This is a genomic window from Microtetraspora glauca (assembly GCF_040656155.1).
Classification (GTDB): Bacteria; Actinomycetota; Actinomycetes; order Streptosporangiales; family Streptosporangiaceae; genus Microtetraspora; species Microtetraspora glauca.
Genome location: NZ_JBFALK010000017.1, coordinates 74,707 through 90,025 on the forward strand (window position 1 = coordinate 74,707; position 15,319 = coordinate 90,025).

The 15,319-nt window shown below is 70.5% G+C and carries 15 protein-coding genes; 7 read left to right on the forward strand and 8 right to left on the reverse strand.

The window, feature by feature from the left end:
• Positions 1-14: 14 nt before the first annotated feature.
• Positions 15-1,262, forward strand: a complete 1,248-nt coding sequence (locus AB0I59_RS28415; protein ID WP_358137763.1) for a PP2C family protein-serine/threonine phosphatase — start codon at positions 15-17, stop codon at positions 1,260-1,262.
• Between the two features lie 21 nt (positions 1,263-1,283).
• Here the strand turns inward: AB0I59_RS28415 and AB0I59_RS28420 are convergent, their stop codons facing one another.
• From AB0I59_RS28420 to AB0I59_RS28440, 5 genes are all read right to left on the reverse strand, one after another.
• Complete coding sequence (locus AB0I59_RS28420; protein ID WP_061257817.1) at positions 1,284-2,462, reverse strand: MFS transporter; 1,179 nt, start codon at positions 2,460-2,462, stop codon at positions 1,284-1,286.
• 98 nt (positions 2,463-2,560) lie between these two features.
• Positions 2,561-2,953 (reverse strand): universal stress protein, encoded by a 393-nt coding sequence (locus AB0I59_RS28425; protein ID WP_061257818.1) that lies wholly within the window; start codon positions 2,951-2,953, stop codon positions 2,561-2,563.
• A complete protein-coding gene (locus AB0I59_RS28430; RefSeq protein WP_061257819.1) occupies positions 2,950-4,446 on the reverse strand; it encodes a tripartite tricarboxylate transporter permease in 1,497 nt (498 codons plus the stop codon). Before AB0I59_RS28430 ends, AB0I59_RS28425 begins: the two co-directional genes overlap by 4 nt.
• Entirely contained in the window at positions 4,446-4,982 is a 537-nt protein-coding gene (locus tag AB0I59_RS28435) for a tripartite tricarboxylate transporter TctB family protein (protein WP_061257820.1), read from the reverse strand. The genes AB0I59_RS28430 and AB0I59_RS28435 overlap by 1 nt, the downstream gene beginning before the upstream one ends.
• Positions 4,979-5,989, reverse strand: coding sequence for a Bug family tripartite tricarboxylate transporter substrate binding protein (locus tag AB0I59_RS28440; RefSeq protein WP_228644054.1), 1,011 nt, complete (start codon positions 5,987-5,989; stop codon positions 4,979-4,981). The genes AB0I59_RS28435 and AB0I59_RS28440 overlap by 4 nt, the downstream gene beginning before the upstream one ends.
• Before the next feature lie 99 nt (positions 5,990-6,088).
• Between AB0I59_RS28440 and AB0I59_RS28445 the strand changes: the two genes are divergently transcribed.
• Together AB0I59_RS28445 and AB0I59_RS28450 are read left to right on the forward strand one after the other, a co-directional pair.
• On the forward strand, positions 6,089-7,762 hold the full coding sequence (locus AB0I59_RS28445; protein WP_358137768.1) for a sensor histidine kinase: 1,674 nt from the start codon (positions 6,089-6,091) through the stop codon (positions 7,760-7,762).
• Entirely contained in the window at positions 7,759-8,433 is a 675-nt protein-coding gene (locus tag AB0I59_RS28450) for a response regulator (protein WP_061257823.1), read from the forward strand. Before AB0I59_RS28445 ends, AB0I59_RS28450 begins: the two co-directional genes overlap by 4 nt.
• Here AB0I59_RS28450 and AB0I59_RS28455 read toward each other — a convergent pair.
• Both AB0I59_RS28455 and AB0I59_RS28460 read right to left on the reverse strand, forming a co-directional pair.
• Positions 8,415-9,254, reverse strand: a complete 840-nt coding sequence (locus AB0I59_RS28455; protein ID WP_358137771.1) for a class II fructose-bisphosphate aldolase — start codon at positions 9,252-9,254, stop codon at positions 8,415-8,417. The genes AB0I59_RS28450 and AB0I59_RS28455 overlap by 19 nt on opposite strands.
• A complete protein-coding gene (locus tag AB0I59_RS28460; protein WP_061257825.1) occupies positions 9,227-10,150 on the reverse strand; it encodes a 1-phosphofructokinase family hexose kinase in 924 nt (307 codons plus the stop codon). The genes AB0I59_RS28455 and AB0I59_RS28460 overlap by 28 nt, the downstream gene beginning before the upstream one ends.
• Positions 10,151-10,283: 133 nt before the next feature.
• On the opposite strand from AB0I59_RS28460, the gene AB0I59_RS28465 reads away from it, so the two are divergent.
• The 4 genes from AB0I59_RS28465 (at position 10,284) to AB0I59_RS28480 (ending at position 14,670) form a co-directional block, all read left to right on the forward strand.
• Positions 10,284-11,069: a DeoR/GlpR family DNA-binding transcription regulator gene (locus tag AB0I59_RS28465; RefSeq protein WP_358137774.1), complete on the forward strand. Its 786-nt coding sequence runs from the start codon at positions 10,284-10,286 to the stop codon at positions 11,067-11,069.
• Positions 11,070-11,549: 480 nt separating this feature from the next.
• Positions 11,550-12,818: an extracellular solute-binding protein gene (locus tag AB0I59_RS28470; RefSeq protein WP_061257827.1), complete on the forward strand. Its 1,269-nt coding sequence runs from the start codon at positions 11,550-11,552 to the stop codon at positions 12,816-12,818.
• Positions 12,819-12,880: 62 nt separating this feature from the next.
• Entirely contained in the window at positions 12,881-13,786 is a 906-nt protein-coding gene (locus AB0I59_RS28475; RefSeq protein WP_358137777.1) for a carbohydrate ABC transporter permease, read from the forward strand.
• The gene (locus AB0I59_RS28480) at positions 13,786-14,670 is read left to right on the forward strand and encodes a carbohydrate ABC transporter permease (protein WP_358137779.1); all 885 of its coding nucleotides are present in this window, start codon (positions 13,786-13,788) and stop codon (positions 14,668-14,670) included. The genes AB0I59_RS28475 and AB0I59_RS28480 overlap by 1 nt, the downstream gene beginning before the upstream one ends.
• A 109-nt stretch (positions 14,671-14,779) precedes the next feature.
• Here the strand turns inward: AB0I59_RS28480 and panD are convergent, their stop codons facing one another.
• Positions 14,780-15,202: an aspartate 1-decarboxylase gene (panD, locus tag AB0I59_RS28485; protein WP_061257829.1), complete on the reverse strand. Its 423-nt coding sequence runs from the start codon at positions 15,200-15,202 to the stop codon at positions 14,780-14,782.
• Positions 15,203-15,319 lie beyond the last annotated feature (117 nt).

The window sequence follows — 15,319 nt, forward strand, 5'->3', positions numbered from 1 at the left end:
CAGGGAGCGTGCGCGTGCTGACCAAGGATGAGGAGATGCTGGGCGGGCTGGTCCACGCCGCCCATCTGACCTCGATAGAGGACCTGTCGGCGCTGGTCGCCGTGCACGCGGCCGTCTGGGACCTCTCCCAGACGATGATCTACGTGGTCGATCTGCAGCAGCAGTTCCTCGTGCCGCTCCCCGGCCAGCGCGATGAGGCCGGCGACCCGCTCGAACGCATCCGCATCGACGCCACCATGGCCGGTCGGGCCTTCCGCAACGTGGAGGTCGTCAGGGTCAGACCGGCCACGCACCCGTCCGCCGCCGAACCCGTGGAGCCTTCGGCGGAGGACCGTCCGCAGCGGTTGTGGCTGCCGTTGCTCGACGGCACGGAGCGGCTCGGCGTGATGGCGGTCACCGTGCCCGAGCTCACCGTGACGACCAGCTGGCGGGCCCGTTACCTGGCGTCGCTGGTCGCCTTCCTGGTGGAGGGAAAGAAGGGCGCCAGCGACTCGTACGCGATCCTGGCCCGGACCAGGCCGATGAACCTCTCCGCCGAAGTGCTCTGGAACCTGATGCCGGCCAGGACCTTCGCGAACGAGAGGGTGGTGGTCAGCGCGGTGCTGGAACCGGCGTACGAGATGGGCGGGGACGCCTTCGACTACGCGCTTAACGGCGACACCATGCACGTGTCGATCTTCGACGCCATGGGCCATGACACCGCCGCCGGGCTGACCGCCACCATCGCCATCGGCTGCTACCGCAACCGCCGCCGCGAGGGCGCGGACCTGCTCGGGGTGAGCGAGGCGATCGACCAGGCGATCGACGAGCAGTTCGCCCGGTCCCGCTTCGCCACGGGCGTCCTGGCCGCACTGGACACGACCACCGGCCGGCTCACCTGGATCAACCGGGGCCACCACCCGCCGCTGGTCATCCGTGACAACCGCACGACCATCAGCCTCGACACCCCGCCGTCGCCGCCGATGGGCCTCGGGCTGGGCCAGGCCGCGAATGTCGCCACCTACCACCTCGAACCCGGTGACCGGCTGCTGCTCTACACCGACGGCATCATCGAGGCCCAGAGCCCCGAGGGGGAGCTGTTCGGCCTGCGGCACTTCACCGACTTCGTCATCCGCCATGAGTCGAGCGGGCTGACGCCCCCGGAGACCCTGCGCCGGTTGATCCAGTCGATCCTGAGCCACCAGGACGGGCAGCTCCAGGACGACGCCACCGTGGTGCTGCTCGAGTGGCGTACCCAGGCGCAGCGGCAGCTGACGCTGTGAGGGCGCCGCTCGCCCGTGTCCTCACTGTCGGCGGTCCACGGGGAGACGTCGCGCCGCCACTCCGGCCCAGCCGAGGCTGAGCGCGGTGATCCACAGCACCCCGCCCGCGCCGAGCCCGGCCGCCACCAGCCCGGCCGCGCTGGGGATCAGCACCTGGCCGGTACGGTTGCCGACCAGGCGCAGGGACATCGCCCGCCCTCTCAGCCCCGGGGGAGCGGACTCGGCCAGCCAGGACATGGTCAGCGGTTGCCCGACGCCCAGCCCGAAACCGGCGGCGACGAGGAGCCCGGCGAGCGCCCAGACCGGCACGGGCAGCGGGGTGGCGACCAGCGCCAGCGCCGCCGCGATGGTGCTGGTGACCAGGAGCCTGCGGCGCCCGAACGCCTGGGACAGGCGGCCGAGGAACAGGCGGGAGCCCATCGACGCCACGCCGCGTACGGTCAGCAGCAGGCCGACCGTGCTCGACGCGAGACCCCGCTCCGCGCCCAGCGCGGGCAGGTAGACGAGGGTGATGTCGACGGCGGCCAGGACGACGCAGCTGGTCGCGAGCGCGTTGACGAGGCCGGGCAGGCGGATCAGCGAGCGGATCCCGGCCTCCCCGGCGTCCTCGCGGGCCGCGGCTCGGGGGCTGCCGGTCAGGAACGCCGACAACCCCGCGAGGCCGGCGGTGAGGAACAGGACCACCAGGAAGATGGCCCCGGTGTCGGGGATCGCCCGGGAGCCGCCGAAGGCCGTGATCAGGACCGGCCCGGCCGCCTGCCCCAGCGACGCCGCGAACGTGTAGTGCCCGAAGGCGGTGTCGAAACGGCCGCTCTCCGTGGTGTTGGCCACCAAGGCCTGCTGCCCGACGACGCAGCCGAGGTGGCCGGTCCCGAGCAGCACGCCCCCGAAGACCAGGCCCGCGACGTTGTGGCCGAGCAGCAGGAACACCAGGCTTGAGCACACGAGCAGGACGGCGCCCGCCAGGGCCACCCGGCGTTCACCGACCCGGTCGGCCGCGTGCCCCGCCGGGATGGCCAGCACCAGCGGGGCGATGGCGAAACTCGCGCTCAGGACGCCGAGCCAGACCGCCGGGACGTCGAGTTCGATCGCGCGATAGGACATGGTCGGGCGCAGCACGAAGGTGACGATCTGCGTGCCCAGGGCGTGGGCCAGCAGAACGGCCGTACGGTGCCGCCGTCGTCGGGATTCATGTTCCATCTGATCGCGTGGGTGCTCGCCGTTCCGTGTGCGTCATGAGCGTCCTGCCGGTGTCCGGGCCGGACCATCCGATGATGGCGTACCGGGATTCCAGGGATTCAGGCGGCCTTCACCGCCAGTATCGGGCAGGCCGCTTCCAGGAGGATCCGCTGCGCCGCCGAGCCCATGATCAGTTTCCCCAGGGGGTTGCGATGCCGGAGCCCGATCACGAGCAGGGACACCCCCTCCGACGCGGCCAGATCGATGATCTCCTCGGTGGCGTCGCGCTCGCCGACCACCTGGTGCACGCCGAAGATGACCCCCGCCTCGGTCAGGTCGCGGCGAACCCGGTCCAGGTCGTCCAGCTGCGCGAACCTCGGGTCGACGTAGGCGTCGCCCCGTGACGCGTTCACGACCAGCAGCGGCTCCCCGCGCCTGCGGGCCTCGTCGGTCGCCGCGTGCAGTGCGGCCTCGCCCTCGGGCGAAGGGATGTATCCGACCAGAACGGTCACGATCGCGTCCTCCTCAGGTGCGGCGCGTACCGCTGGATCAGCGGCCAGGCCAGCAGGATCACAATGACGGTGTAGATCACATAGGAGACGGGCCCGCCCAGCAGCCCGGACAGGTCGCCTCCCGAGAGCTGGAGCGAGCGCCTGCCCTGGAGCTCGGCGCGCGGGCCGAGGATGACCCCGACGATGAGCGGAAGCACCGGCAGGCCGAACCTGCGCATGCCGAACCCGAGCAGTCCGAGCAACAGGAGCAGCAGCAGGTCGAGCGGCTGGGCGTTCACCGCGTAGGCGCCCATCGTCGCGAAGAACAGGATCCCCGCGTACAGGTAGGGCCGAGGGATCCGCAGCAGCCTCGCCCAGGCGGGGGCGAGCGGCAGATTCAGGACGAGCAGCAGCAGGTTGCCGATGAACAGGCTGGCGATCAGCGTCCAGACCAGCGTGGACTCGCGCTCGAACAGCAGCGGCCCCGGCTGGATGCCGTACGACTGGAACGCCGCCAGCATGACCGCGGCGGTCGCGTTCGTCGGCAGGCCGATGGCCAGCATCGGCACGAGCGTGCCCGCCGCGGACGCGTTGTTCGCCGCCTCCGGGCCCGCGACGCCCTCGATCGCCCCCTTGCCGAACTGCTCCGGGTGCCTGGTCAGCTTCCGCTCCGTCGCGTACGACAGGAAGGTGGGGATCTCCGCGCCGCCCGCGGGAAGCGCCCCGAACGGGAACCCGTACGCGGTGCCGCGCAGCCACGGCTTCCACGACCGTTTCCAGTCGTCGCGGCCCATCCACGGCCGGCCGACCGGGATCACCTCTCCCGGCCTCCCGCGAAGGTGCGCGGCCACCCACAGGGCCTCGCCGACGGCGAAGATCCCGACGGCCACGATGACCACGTCGATGCCGTCGGCGAGCTGCGGGAGGCCGAACGTGAGCCGCTGCTGCCCGCTCACCGCGTCGATGCCGACCAGGCCGATCACCAGGCCGATCAGCAGCGAGGCGAAACCGCGCACGCGCGAGGTGCCGAGCACCGCGGTGACCGCGATGAAGGCCAGGATCATGATCGCGAAGTAGTCCGGCGCGCCGAGGTCGATCGCGAACGTCACCACCACGGGGGTGACGAACACGAGGAGCAGGGTGCCGATCGTCCCCGCCACGAACGAGCCGATCGCCGCGGTCGCGAGCGCCTGCGCCGCCCGCCCGGCCTTCGCCATCTTGTTGCCCTCGACGGCGGTGACGACCGAGGACGACTCGCCCGGGGTGTTCAGCAGGATCGAGGTGGTGGACCCGCCGTACATGCCGCCGTAGAAGATGCCGGCGAACAGGATGAACGCCTGTGTCGGGTTCATCCCGTACGTCACGGGCAGCAGCAGCGCCACGGTCATCGCCGGGCCGATGCCCGGCAGCACGCCGACCGCCGTGCCGACGGTGACGCCGACCAGGGAGAGCAGCAGGTTCATCGGGGTGACGACGTTCGCGAACCCCTCAAGCAGGTGGAACAGGTTGTCCATCAGAGGATTCCTTGCAGGACGCCGGCCGGGAGGTTGACCCCGAGCCCGATGGCGAACCCGTAGAAGGTGACCAGCGACAGCGTCAGCGCGATCGCCAGATTGCGGAGGTAGTGCCGGTTGCCCAGGGCGAACGCCGACCCCCAGAACAGGAGGGTCCCGCTGATCACCCAGCCGAGCCAGTCGATCAGCACCGCGTTCACGGCGAAGGCGCCGATCAGCAGCAGCACCGTACGCCAGTCGATCCGGCTGGACAGGTCGACGTCCTCGCCGCCCTCGGGCTCGCCGCGGCCACCACGCGCGACGTCGATCGCGTAGATCACGGCGACCACGAGGAGCAGCACGCCCAGGATCATCGGCACCGGGCGGGGTCCGATGGGATCGTTGCTGCTCGTCAGGTGCGCGATGCCGGTCGCGTCGACGATCACCAGGGCGCCCGTCAGGGCGAGGAACGCGCACACGCCGTACTGCGCGCGATCCCCGGCCCCTGACGGCTGAGCGTCCACGTCGCCGTTCCGCTCGTCTGTCCTTACGCTCATGCCAGCCCGAGCTGCGTCAGGATCTCCGCGACCAGCTTGTCCTGCTCCGCGAGGAAGGCGGTGAACTGGTCGCCGGTGACGAAGGCGTCGGTCCAGCCGCGCTTGACCAGCTCGCCCTTCCAGAGGTCAGAGCCGTGCATCGTGGTCAGCGCGTCGATCCACACCTTCTTGTCCGCGTCGCTGATGCCGGGCGGCGCGACGATGCCGCGCCAGTTCGTGAAGACGAAGTCGATGCCGGCGGACTTCATCGTCGGGACGTCCTTGATCACCTCGACCGGCTCCTCGCTGGTCACCGCGAGCACCCGGATCTGGCCGGCCTGGACCTGGTCCAGGAACTCGCTGTACCCGCTGGCGCCGAACGCGATCTTGTTGCCGAGGATCGCCGGCAGCAGCTCTCCACCGCCGTCGTAGGAGATGAAGTTGACCTCCTTGGGGTCGATGCCGACCTGCTTGGCGAGTTGCATCGGCAGGAGGTGGTCCGGGCCGCCGGGCAGCGAGCCGCCGCCGACCGCCAGGCCCTTGGGGTTCTTCTTCCACGCGGTGACGAGATCGTTGATCGTCTGGTACGGGGAGTCCTTGGGCACCACGATGGCGCCGGCCTCCTCGATCAGCTTGGCGATCGGGGTCGTCTGGGTCAGGGTCGCCTGCGACTTCGAGGTGTAGGAGGCGCCGACCACGCCGAGCCCCATCTGCATGGCGAGCTTGCCGTTGCCCTTCTCGTTCACCGTGCGCTGGAGGCCGACCGTGCCGCCCGCGCCGGGCAGGTTGAACACCTGCACACCGGAGGCGATCTTGGCGTCCTCCATCACCTTCGCCACGGTCCTGGCCGTGGTGTCGTACCCTCCGCCGGGGGTGTTGGGCACCATGAGGCGCAGGCCGGCGACGGGTGCCCCGGCCGCGCCCGCGGCGGTGGTCTCGTCCTTCTGCGCGGTGGCGCCACAGGCGGTCGCCGCGAGCATCACGACGCCGGTCACGGCGCTGAGAAGTGCGGTGAATCGAGTTCTCACAGGTCCGTCTCTTTCGTTTTGAGGCATCCCAGCGCCATGATTGTGGCGACCTGGCCGCATCCCGTCTGCCTTGTGTCACCAGCGAAGATTGAGTTCATTGTGGTCGTGATATTCCGCCGGCACACCCTGGCGGGCGAGCTATTGGCGCTCCAACTCGCCATCATCGTGGTCGTCCTGGTCGCGGTCGGCGCCGTCTCCGTGGCCCAGTCGAAGGCGACGTTCGACCGCGTCGAGGGACGGCGGGTGACCGCGCTGGCCGAGCAGATGGCCAGCACCCCGCTGGTGCGCATCCAGATCGACCGGCCGGCGCCCGGAGAGATGCTCGCACCACTGGTCCAGACCACGCTCACCCAGTCCGGCGTCACCTCGGTGACGGTGGCGAACCTCGACGGCAAGATCATCAGCTCGTCGAACCCCCGGCTGGTGGGAACGCGGCTGCCGTACGGAGACCCCGGCGTCGCCCACGCGCGCGGCTGGTCCGGGGAGCTCGGCGTGGGGTCCACCCGTGAGCTGGTGGCCCAGGTCCCCGTGCTCGGGGCCGGTCCCGACAACCTCGGCCATCACCTCGGCACCGTGATGATCGGCCGGGCGTCGCCGACGGTCTGGGAGCGGCTGGTCGGCGCGTCCTCGTACCTGCTCACCTATCTCGGCATCGCGAGCGCGCTCGGGCTGATCGGGTCATGGCTGCTGGCCCGCCGGATCAAGCACCAGACCCTCGGCCTGGAGCCGCGCGAGATCGCCGGCCTCGCCGAGCACCGGGAGGCCATGCTGTACGGCATCGCCGAGGGGGTGATCGCGCTCGACCCGCAGCTGCGGCTCACCCTGGTCAACGAGGTTGGCCGCAGGCTGCTCGACCTCCCGGACCACTGTGTCGGGATGAGCCTGGCCGACCTGCGGATCGAGGGCCGGCTGCACGACGTGCTGGCCGGCACCGGCGACGAGACCGAGGCCCGGGACGAGGTCGTCGTACGGCGCGGCCGGGTGCTGGTCATGAACCGGATGAACGTCACCAAGGACGGGCGCAGGCTCGGATCCGTGACGACGCTGCGGGACCGGACCGAGCTGGCCCAGCTCGAACGCGAGCTCGGCTCGTTCCGCAGTTCCACCGAACTGCTCCGCGCCCAGGCGCACGAGTTCTCCAACCAACTGCACATCATCTCGGGGCTGATCCAGATCGAGGAGCATGACGAAGTGGTGCGATACGTACGCGCGCTGCGCCGCCACCGCGAGTCGCTCGACCTGACCCTGACCAGCCAGGTCCGGGACACGGCCGTCGCCGCGCTGCTGATGGCGAAGTCGTCCCTGGCCGCGGAGCGCAAGGTCCACCTGCGGGTCTCGCAGCGTACGGCGCTGGAACGGCTGGAGCCGGCGGACTCCGCCGACGTCGCCACGGTGGTCGGCAACCTCGTCGACAACGCCGTGGACGCGGCGGGCGCGGCGGACACGGGAGCCGCGGTGGACGCGGGCGGCGACGCGGACAAGGAGGCGTGGGTGGAGGTCGAGCTGCGCCAGGACGCGTCCAGCGTGGAGATCGTGGTGCGCGACTCCGGGCCGGGGATCGCGCCCGAACTGGCCCACGAGGTGTTCACCCGGGGGTTCACCACGAAGGCCGCCCAGGGCGGCGAGCGCGGCATGGGCCTGGCGCTCACCCGGCTGGTCTGCGAGCGCCGCGGCGGCGAGGTCGCGGTCGCCAACACCCCCGAGGGAGCCATGTTCACGGCCTCGCTGTCCGTCGGCCACCCGGCCGCCAAGATGGCGGAGGGGCGCCGATGATCGACGTCCTGGTCGTCGACGACGACTTCATGGTGGCCCGGATCAACCGCGGGTTCGTCGACCGGGTCGACGGGTTCCGCGTCGTGGGCACGGCGAACACCGGCGAGCAGACGCTCACGGCCGTCGCCGAACTGCGTCCCGACCTCGTCCTGCTCGACCTCTACCTGCCCGACATCTTCGGCCTGGACGTCATCACGCGGCTGCGGGCCGCCGGCCACGACTGCGACGTCCTGGTGATCAGTGCCGCGCGGGAGATCGACGCCGTCCGCGGCGCCGTACGCCAGGGCGTGGTCAACTACCTGCTGAAGCCGTTCGACATCGAGGACCTGCGCGTCCGGCTGGAGCAGTACGCCGCCCAGCGCAAGGACGTGCCCACGGAGGCGCTCCTGGGCCAGAGCGAGGTGGACCGGGTGCTGGCCCGGGGCGGCGCCGCGGCGGTGGCGGCCCCGCCGCCGAAGGGCATGAGCGCCGAGACCGCGGACCTGGTCGCGCGTGCCCTGCGCGGCGAGGACGGGACGCTGTCCGCCGCCGAATGCGCGGTCCTGGTCGGCATCTCGCGGGTCAGCGCGCGCCGCTACCTCGAATACTTCTGCGAGACCGGCCGCGCCGAGGTGTCCCTGCGGTACGGCGCCGCCGGCCGGCCGGAGCGCCGCTACACCTGGCTGCGCTGAGCGACCGTACGGAGCAGGTGGGCGGTCGCGTCGATCATGCCGTCCCTGGCGGCGGTGAGACGCGGCCGGGGGTCCGCGCCGGACGGGTTCTGCGCGATCGACCTGCTGATCGCCTCGGTGAACGCGACGTTCAGCGCCGTACCGATGTTGATCTTCTTCATGCCGGCCTCGACGGCCCGGCGCAGCTCGTCGTCGGGCACCCCCGAGGAGCCGTGCAGGACCAGCGGCACCGGCAGCGCCGCGCGCAGCGCCGCGATCAACGCGTGGTCGAGCCGCGCGACGCGCGCGGTCATCGCGTGCGAACTGCCCACCGCCACCGCGAGGGCGTCCACGCCGGTGGCGGAGACGAACGCGGCGGCCTCGCCGGGATCCGTGCGCACACCCGGCGCGTGCGCGCCGTCCTTCCCGCCGACCTCGCCGAGCTCGGCCTCCAGCCACAGGCCGTTCTCGTGCGCCCACTCGGCGGCGGCCCTCGTCCTGGCCACGTTCATCTCGTACGGATCCAGCGACGCGTCGTACATCACGGAGCTGAACCCGGCGTCGGCGGCCTGGTACATCAGCGCGTCGTCGGTCACGTGGTCGAGGTGGAGGGCGACCGGCACCGTGGCGGCGGCGGCGATGGCGGTCGCGGCGGCGGCGAGGGGCGCCAGCCTCCCGAGCCGGAACCGTACGGCATTCTCGCTGACCTGGAGGATCACCGGCGTACCGACCCGCTCGGCCGCCGCCGCGACGGCCTCGGCGTGCTCGAGAGTGATGATGTTGAACGCGCACACTCCGCCGGGTGCGGTCCCGACTATCGAGGCGGTCGTGGCGAGCGGCATGTGATCTCCTGCAGGAATTCGCGGTAGGCGGTCAGGTCGATGTCCCCCGCGACGGGGGAGAGGACGGCGGCGGCCGACATCGCGGCCGCGTCCGCGAGGGCGCGGGGCCAGTCGACCGGCCCGGGGGAGAGCAGGGCCCTGGCCAGCGCGGCGGCCACGGCGTCCCCGGCTCCGGTGGGATTGCCCGACAGCCGCCTGGGCGGGCGGACGGTCCAGCTCCCGCCGGGCGTGACCCCCAGGAGGCCGTCGGCGCCCCGCGAGACGACCACCGCGGCGGGTCCGGCGGCGAGCAGTTGCCGCGCGGCCTCCTCGACGGGTCCCGGCCCGGCGACCCTGGCCAGCTCGGCGGCGTTCGGCTTGGCGACGTCGGGTCGCGCCGCCAGTCCGAGCCGGAGCGGCTCGTGGTCGGCGTCGAGCAGGACGCGCACGTCGTGGCGTCTGGCGTCGGCGATGAGCTGGGCGTAGGCGTCCTGACCGACCCCGGGTGGCACGCTTCCCGACAGCACGACGACCCGGGCGTCCCGGCACAGCTCCACGAACAGGGCGCGGAACCGCCGCCACTCCGGCTCCGTGACCGAGGGGCCGGGCTCGTTGAACACGGTGGCGTCGCCGGACACCACCGTGACGGTGCGCCGGGAGTCGCCCTCGATCGTCCCGAAGCGGGCCGGGATCCCGGCCCGGGAGAGGTCGCCCGCGATCTCCGCTCCGGTGCGGCCGCCGGCCAGACCGGTGACGCGGACGTCGGCGCCGAGGGAGGCGAGCACGCGGGCGACGTTGACGCCCTTTCCTCCGGCCCGCTGGTGGACCGCGGTGACGCGGTGGCTGGAGTTCGGCACCAGCCCGTCCACCTCGTACGTCACGTCCAGGGCGGCGTTGAGGGTGACGGTGAGGATCATGTCGCGACCCGACCTCCTGATGCGTATTTCTGTGCACAATATGTCATTAACAATCAAATATGCGCAAGCCGGAGGTTGGATACGCTTACGCTTCGCGGAACCGAGAACGGGTGGAAGCGGCGAGGAGGGGCCCATGTCGAGCCACGAACGGTGGAACGAGCTGCTCGCGATCCTGGCCAGGGACGGCAAGGTCGAAGTGGACGCCGTGGCCGCCGAGCTCGGCGTGTCGGCCGCCACCATCCGGCGCGACCTGGACCACCTGAGCCGTCAGCAGATGTTGACCCGGACGCGCGGCGGCGCCGTAGCCGGAGCGATCTCCTACGACCTGCCGCTGCAGTACAAGGCGGCGCGGCACGCGCCCGAGAAGCACCGCATCGCCACGGCCGCGGCGGCCCTGCTCCCGCCCGGAGCGATCGTCGGGCTGAACGGGGGGACCACGACCACCGAGGTCGCCCGATCCCTCGCCAGTCGCGCGGACCTCGACCGGCAGGGCGGCGAGCCGAGCGTCACGGTGGTGACGAACGCGCTGAACATCGCCAACGAACTCGTCGTCCGCAGGCACGTCAAGATCGTGGTGATCGGAGGCGTCGCGCTGCCCGAGTCGTACGAGCTGATCGGCCCGCTGGCGGACGGCGTGCTGCGGGAGATCTCGCTCGACTTCGCGGTCCTCGGCGTGGACGCGCTCAACCCGGAGGGCGGCGCCTTCGCCCATCACGAGGGCGAGGCGGGCATCAACCGGCTCATGGCCTCCCGGGCCGGCCGGGTGATCGTCGTGGCCGACTCCTCGAAGCTCGGCGGCCGCGCGTTCGCGCGGATCTGTCCCTGCTCCGCCATCGACACTCTGGTCACCGATCGCGACGCCCCCGCCGAGACGGTCCAGAGGTTCCGGGACGCCGGCGTCGACGTGGTCCAGGCCTGATGCTCATCTGAGCGGCGGCCGGGCCGGGCCGCCCCCTGCTCATCCTTGCGCCCGGGCCCTGATCGTCGGGCTGCCGCGCCTCCTGAGGGCGCCCCTCCTCGGCTACGTACCGTCCATGCTCCATCTCACTTCGTGATATTTGGCGATTCGTGTTCTTTGGGCTGGTACCGGTAGCTCGCATGCGAGCGGAAAGGCGCTAATATGCGCAACATTGCGCAGCGCGAGTGCCCGGCCGGTCAGGGCCTCCGGTCATGCCGCCGGGTGTCCGCCGGGTGCCGCGCCTCCTCCTGATGGCCGCCTGGTATAGACCGGCATCGCTCCGGTGATGCACCTTCGTTGCAAATCCGATATTTCGCGGTATGGACCGGCGCTTTGCGACCTGTTTAACCTTGGCTCCCAAGCCGCACAAAAGCGGCCTACCCCCTGTTCGGCTCTCAACCGGTACAGACCAGTCATCCCTAAATCAAGGTGGTAGTCGAGATGAGCAAGAGGATTGCCGGGGTGGTCACCCTCGGCGTGGCCGCCGCGCTGGCCCTGTCCGCCTGCGGCGAGTCGAGCGGCGGTGACGGCGGTGGCGCCGACAAGGCCGCCGGCGGCTCGGTGACGCTGAAGCTCGTCGCCGCCGACTACGGCGACGGCCCGACCGCGGACAACAGCGGCGACAAGTTCTGGAAGGGCGTCGTCGACGAGTTCCAGGCCGCCAACCCGACCATCAAGGTCGACGTCCAGGTCATCAACTGGAACGACATCGACACCCAGGTCGCCACCATGGTGCAGAACGGGCAGATGCCCGACATCCTGCAGACCGGCGACTACTCCGGGTTCGTCAAGGACGGGCTGCTGCACAAGGTCGACGAGGTGCTCTCGCCGAACACCCAGTCCGACCTGCTGGAGAAGTTCGCCGAGTTCGGCAAGGTGGACGGCACGGCGTACGGCATCCCGTTCGTCTCCTCCGCCCGCGCGCTGTTCTACAACAAGGACCTGTTCGCCAAGGCCGGGATCAGCGAGCCGCCGAAGACCTGGGACGAGCTGAAGGCCGACGCGGAGAAGCTGAAGAAGGCCGGGGTGTCCCAGCCGTTCGGCCTGCCGCTCGGGCAGGAGGAGGCCCAGGGCGAGTCGTTCCTGTGGTTCATGGGCAACGGCGGCGGCTACAAGGACGCCTCCGGCGCGTGGGCGATCGACTCGGCGCAGAACGTCGAGACGTTCACGTTCCTCAAGGACCTGCACGCGGCCGGCCTCACCACGCCGAACCCCGGCACCAAGGACCGCAAGACGGTCTGGGAGGACTTCGCGGCCGGCAAGGTCGGCATGGCCAACGGTGGCCCCATGTCGATGCCGATCTTCGAGAAGGGCGGCCTGACCAACTACGGCGTCGCGCCGATCCCCGGCAAGTCTGGCCCGCTCGACACCACGCTCGGCGTCGAGGACTGGATCATGGCCTTCAACAAGAACGGCCACCAGGAGGAGATCAAGAAGTTCTTCGACTTCTTCTACTCCTCGTCCGCCGTCCAGAAGATCAGCGACACCTACAAGCTGCTGCCGGTGACCAAGTCGGGCATCGAGAAGCTCTCCACCGACGAGAAGCTCAAGCCGTTCCTCGACGCCCTGCCCAACGCCACCTTCTACCCCTTCACCGACCCGAAGTGGTCTGAGGTGAACTCCCAGATCAAGCAGACCATCGGCGGCGCCGTCACCGGTGATCCCGCGAAGGTCCTCGGGGCGATCCAGAAGGTCGCCGCGGCCGGCTGATCCGGTGGTACGGCCCGCGCCCCGGCGGCGCGGGCCGTACCTCTTCGCAGGAAGCAGGAGTTATGCAGCAGACCTCCCCCCTGAAGCGGGCGGCGCACACGCTGGCGCCCCTCGCGTGGATCGGCCCCGCCGTGGTGCTGATCGGCGTCGTGGTCGTGTGGCCCGTCGTCGCGATGATCCAGTCGTCCTTCCTGAAGATCAGCCGGTTCGGCGTGGTCCAGGGCTCCAACGGCACGGACAACTACGCCAAGCTGTTCGAAGAGCCCGACTTCGGCGGGGTGATGGCACGCAGCGTGATCTGGGTCGTGGCCGTGGTCGCCATCACGGTCCTGCTCTCGCTCGGCCTCGCCCAGCTCTTCAACCAGCGTTTCCCCGGCCGCCGCCTCGCCCGCTGGGCGATGATCGCGCCGTGGGCCGCGTCGGTGCTGATGACGGCGATCATCTTCAAGTGGATGCTCGACCCCGAGGTCGGCCTCCTCAACATGCTGCGGCACGACCTCGGCCTGCTCGACGCGCTCGGCACCGCGGACGCCGACCCGCTCGGCCAGGCGTCCACGGCCATGCCGTGGCTGATCGCCGTCGCGGTGTTCGTCTCGCTGCCCTTCACGACGTACGCGCTGCTCGCCGGGTTGTCGACGATCCCCGCGGAGGTCTACGAGGCGGCCAAGACGGACGGGGCCTCCCGGCTGCGCACGTACTGGTCGATCACGCTGCCGCTGCTGCGGCCCGCGCTGACCGTGGCGACGCTCATCAACGTGATGAACGTCTTCAACAACTTCCCGATCATCTGGGTGATGACGCACGGCCAGCCCGGCTACTCGACCGCCACATCCACGATCTTCATGTTCATCCTCAAGGGCTCCGACATCGGCGAGTCCGCCGCGATGTCGGTCGTGAACTTCGGCATGGTGATCGTCCTGGTGGCGATCTTCCTCAAGGTCAGCAAGTGGAAGAACGAGGTGTCGTGATGACCGCCACCGAGACCCCTCCGGTCGCCGCGGCCACGGGCGCCGCCTCGGCCGCCGTTCCCGGGCGGCGGATGCCGCGGATCAGGACGGTGGTCGTCGCCGCGAGCGCGTACCTGATCGCGTTCGTCTTCCTCTTCCCGTACCTGGTGATGATCCTGACCGCGCTGCGGCCGCAGGCGGAGCTGCGCGAGCGCGCCTACCTGCCGACGGTCTTCGCGTGGGAGAACTTCGCCAACTTCTGGTCGGGCGGGCTGTCCGGGAACCTGCTGATCACGTTGCAGGTCGCGACCGGATCGACGATCCTCGTGCTGCTGGTCGCCCTGCCCGCGGCGTACTACACCGCCAGGCACCGCTTCCGGGGCCGCATGGCGTTCCTGATCCTGGTGCTGGTCACCCAGATGTTCCAGCCGACCGCGATGCTGGTCGGGATCTACCGGGAGTTCTCCCAGCTCGGCCTGGTCGACTCGATCTGGTCGCTGATCCTGGTCAACGGCGGTTTCAACCTGGCCTTCGCGGTGTGGATCCTCAACGCGTACTTCTCCTCGATCCCGCGCGAGCTGGAGGAGGCGGCGTTCATCGACGGGACGGGCCGGTTCGGGGCGCTGTTCCGGATCACGCTGCCGCTGGCCGCGCCCGGCGTGGTCACCGCGCTGATCTTCACGTTCATCGCGGCCTGGAACGAGTTCGTGGTCGCCCTGACCCTGACCACCTCGCCCGAGCAGCAGCCGCTGACCGTGCGGCTCAACTCCTTCATCGGGCAGTACCAGGTCGACTGGCAGAACCTGTTCGCCGGCTCGGTGATCGCCACCATCCCGGTCATCATCCTGTTCGCGCTGATCGAGCGGAAGGTCGTCTCCGGTCTCACCGCCGGGTCCATCAAATAGCCGCTCCGTACGGCGCGGCGGACGCCAAGGGGCCCGCTCCCCGCTGGGAGCGGGCCCCTCGCGCGCGTACGGTCCGGCACCCGCGTTCCGCCCGCGTTCAGCTGAGGGTTCAGCCGGCGGAGGCGGCGAGATCCCCGCGGACGAGGCCGACGCCGTCGGGGACCCCGGCCGGGTCGTCGCCGGTCTGGACCACCTTGTTGTCCTGGTCGACGAAGACGACGCTCGGCCGCAGCTCGCCGATCCTCTCCTCCGCCACCAGCGCGTACGCGATGATGATCACGAGATCGCCGACGTCGATCAGCCGGGCGGCCGCGCCGTTGATCCCGATCACCCCGGAGTCCGCCGGACCCTCGATGACGTACGTGGAGAGGCGGTTGCCGTTGTCGATGTCGACGATGTCGACCTTCTCACCCTCCACCAGGTTCGCCGCGGCCATCAGCTCGCCGCTGATCGTCACGGATCCCACGTAGTGCAGGTCCGCCTGAGTGACGGTGGCGCGGTGGATCTTGGACTTCATCATCGTGCGGAACATGGTCCCCCGCAGAGTCTCGGAACTGGGTACCGGGCGCGACGGCTCCGGTCCTGCGCCGTCGATAGTACGGGATGCCTACCCGACCCGTTCCGGCCCGTGGCTCCGGTGGGACACCTG

What these genes read in the sequence shown, in the direction of transcription:
- AB0I59_RS28480 (WP_358137779.1), top strand. Translation starts at nt 13,786, where the DNA reads ATGACCGCCACCGAGACCCCTCCGGTCGCCGCGGCCACGGGCGCCGCC.
- AB0I59_RS28435 (WP_061257820.1), bottom strand. Translation starts at nt 4,982, where the DNA reads ATGAGCGTAAGGACAGACGAGCGGAACGGCGACGTGGACGCTCAGCCG.
- AB0I59_RS28475 (WP_358137777.1), top strand. Translation starts at nt 12,881, where the DNA reads ATGCAGCAGACCTCCCCCCTGAAGCGGGCGGCGCACACGCTGGCGCCC.
- panD (WP_061257829.1), bottom strand. Translation starts at nt 15,202, where the DNA reads ATGTTCCGCACGATGATGAAGTCCAAGATCCACCGCGCCACCGTCACT.
- AB0I59_RS28455 (WP_358137771.1), bottom strand. Translation starts at nt 9,254, where the DNA reads ATGCCGCTCGCCACGACCGCCTCGATAGTCGGGACCGCACCCGGCGGA.
- AB0I59_RS28470 (WP_061257827.1), top strand. Translation starts at nt 11,550, where the DNA reads ATGAGCAAGAGGATTGCCGGGGTGGTCACCCTCGGCGTGGCCGCCGCG.
- AB0I59_RS28450 (WP_061257823.1), top strand. Translation starts at nt 7,759, where the DNA reads ATGATCGACGTCCTGGTCGTCGACGACGACTTCATGGTGGCCCGGATC.
- AB0I59_RS28465 (WP_358137774.1), top strand. Translation starts at nt 10,284, where the DNA reads ATGTCGAGCCACGAACGGTGGAACGAGCTGCTCGCGATCCTGGCCAGG.
- AB0I59_RS28460 (WP_061257825.1), bottom strand. Translation starts at nt 10,150, where the DNA reads ATGATCCTCACCGTCACCCTCAACGCCGCCCTGGACGTGACGTACGAG.
- AB0I59_RS28430 (WP_061257819.1), bottom strand. Translation starts at nt 4,446, where the DNA reads ATGGACAACCTGTTCCACCTGCTTGAGGGGTTCGCGAACGTCGTCACC.
- AB0I59_RS28420 (WP_061257817.1), bottom strand. Translation starts at nt 2,462, where the DNA reads ATGGAACATGAATCCCGACGACGGCGGCACCGTACGGCCGTTCTGCTG.